Here is a 2,455-nt window from a genome sequence, read left to right as displayed (position 1 = left end):
CGAGAAGTGACCCGGGTCGTGGGGGTAATGTCAGGCCCGCGGGGTTGCGGGTCAAGTCGCGGCCTTCTCCTTTTTGGGCTTGCCGGCCTCTGACCTGACGCGGAAACGAAAGCTATCGTTGCCGGTCTCGACGATGTGGCAATGGTGGGTGAGGCGGTCGAGAAGCGCGGTGGTCATCTTGGCGTCGCCGAAAACTCCGGCCCACTCGCTGAAGCTGAGGTTCGTGGTGATGATGACGCTGGTCTGCTCGTAGAGCTTGCTGAGCAGGTGAAACAGCATGGCGCCGCCCGAGGGACTGAACGGCAGGTAGCCCAACTCGTCGAGGACGACGAGGTCGAGACGGAGCAGGCGCTCCGCAAGCTGCCCGGCCCTGTTCATGGCCTTCTCCTGCTCGAGCGCATTGACCAGGTCGACGGTGGCGAAGAAGCGAGCTTTTCTGCGGTGGTGCTCGATGGCCTGCACGGCGAGCGCGGTGGCGATATGCGTCTTGCCGGTGCCGGGGCCGCCAATCAGGACGACGTTGTCGGCGCCGTCGATGAAATCGCCTTGATGAAGCTGACGGACCATGGCCTCGTCGACCTCCGCGGAGGTGAAATCGAAGCCGGTCAGGTCCTTGTACGCCGGCAGCTTCGCTGCCTTGATCTGGTAGGCGATGGATCTCACCTCGCGCTCTGCCATCTCGGCTTTCAGCAGCTGGGACAGGATGGGCACGGCCGCATCGAAGGCAGGTGCGCCCTGTTCGATGAGGTCGCCGACGGCCTGGGCCATGCCGTACATCCGCAGGTCGCGCAGCATGACGACAACCGCGGCGCTGGCGGGGTCATGACGCATGGCGCACCTCCTTCATCAGCGTGTCGTAGCGACCGACATCGGCCTGGGGCTCACGGCGCAGGACGAGCGCCTGGGGCGCATCGACAGGCGTGATGCTGGCGGTCTTGCCGTCGACCAGCCGGTGCAGGATGTTGAGGATGTGGGTCTTGGTGGCGACGCCGGCCTCAAGGGCGAGTTCGACTGCGCACAGCACCGACTGTTCGTCGTGCTGGAGCACCAGCGCCAGGATATCGACCATTTCCCGGTCGCCGCCTGTTCGCCTGAGCAGCTGCTGGCGCAATTGCCGAAAGGCGTCGGGCAACTCGGTAAAAGGCGCACCGTTTCGCATGGCACCTGGCTTGCGCTGGACCACCGCCAGATAGTGTCGCCAGTCGTAGATGGTCCGACCCGGCGAGCGGTGCGTCCGGTCGATAACCCGGGCGTGCTCGCACACCCTTTGCCCCTCGGCGACCACGACGATGCGGTCGGGATAGATCCGCAGGCTCACCGGCCGGTTCGCGAAGGAAGCCGGGACGCTGTAGCGGTTGCGGTCGAAATGGACGAGACAGGTTGGCGACACCCGTTTGGTATGCTCGACGAAGCCGTCGAACGGGCGCCCCGGTTTCATCAGGTCCGGCACTTCTTGCGCCCATATATCGGCGACGGTGCCGGGAAGGTTGCCGTGCGGGATCTGCGCCCACTCGGCGATGCACTGCTCCTCTAGCCATGCATTGAGGGCGTCGAGATGAGGAAATGCGGGCAGCCGCTGCCACAGGCGGCGACGCGCATCCTGGACGTTCTTCTCGACCTGTCCCTTCTCCCAGCCGGACGCCGGATTGCAGAACTCCGGCTCGAACAGATAGTGGCTCGCCATCGCTGCGAAGCGCGCGTTGACCTGTCGCGCCTTACCCGTGCCGATACGGTCGACAGCCGTCTTCATGTTGTCGTAGATCCCGCGCCGCGGCACCCCGCCCAGCACCCGGAAGGCATGCTGGTGCGCATCGAACAGCATCTCGTGCGTCTGCAGCGGATACGCCCGCACGATGAACGCCCGGCTGTGCGACAGCTTGGTGTGCGCTGCCTGCAGCTTCACCCGTTCGCCGCCCAGGATGGCCCAGTCCTCGCTCCAGTCGAATTGAAAGGCTTCGCCGGCCATGAATACCAGTGGCACGAACGTGCCCCGGCCCGTCGTCTGCTCCTGGACCTGACGGTCCGCCTTCCACGCCCGGATGAAGGCCGCTACCCGACTGTAGGACCCGTCATAGCCCAGCACGACCAGGTCGGCATGGATCTGCTTGCCCGTGCGTCGTTGCTTGCGCGGCCTGCTTGCTTCCGTCTTCAACCATCCCGACAGCCGGTCGGCGAACGGATCCAGCTTGCTCGGCCGGTCGACCATCTCGAACTTCGGCTCCACCGCGTCCGACCGCAGGTATTTGCGGATCGTATTGCGCGATAGCCCCGTACGTCGGGTTATCTCTCGGATCGACATCCCGTCCCGGAATGCCCAGCGCCGGATGACGCTCAGTAACGCCATGTCTATCACTCCTTGACCCCCCGACAGCACGCCGGGGTGAGGTTGAGACACGGGTCACTTCTCGGTGGAAATTTATGCCTTCGCCGGGTCAGCTCTCAGTGGAAATCAACA

At 64.6% G+C, this 2,455-nt stretch carries 2 protein-coding genes; both read right to left on the bottom strand.

All coding sequences use genetic code 11. The annotated features are described in order from the left end of the window. Positions 1–51: 51 nt before the first annotated feature. On the bottom strand, positions 52–831 hold the full coding sequence (gene istB, locus J2Y58_RS20785; protein ID WP_310107361.1) for an IS21-like element helper ATPase IstB: 780 nt from the start codon (positions 829–831) through the stop codon (positions 52–54). After that, entirely contained in the window at positions 821–2,344 is a 1,524-nt protein-coding gene (gene istA, locus J2Y58_RS20780; RefSeq protein WP_310107359.1) for an IS21 family transposase, read from the bottom strand. Before istA ends, istB begins: the two co-directional genes overlap by 11 nt. Between the last annotated feature and the right edge of the window lie 111 nt (positions 2,345–2,455).

Origin of the sequence: Sphingomonas sp. BE138 (assembly GCF_031456125.1) — a bacterium.
Taxonomy (GTDB): Bacteria; Pseudomonadota; Alphaproteobacteria; order Sphingomonadales; family Sphingomonadaceae; genus Sphingomonas.
Note: the sequence above shows the minus strand (reverse complement) of the source record. Positions and strands in the feature narration are given on the sequence as shown.

Coding starts and splice junctions, on each gene's coding strand:
- istA (WP_310107359.1), bottom strand. CDS start 2,344: ATGGCGTTACTGAGCGTCATCCGGCGCTGGGCATTCCGGGACGGGATG.
- istB (WP_310107361.1), bottom strand. CDS start 831: ATGCGTCATGACCCCGCCAGCGCCGCGGTTGTCGTCATGCTGCGCGAC.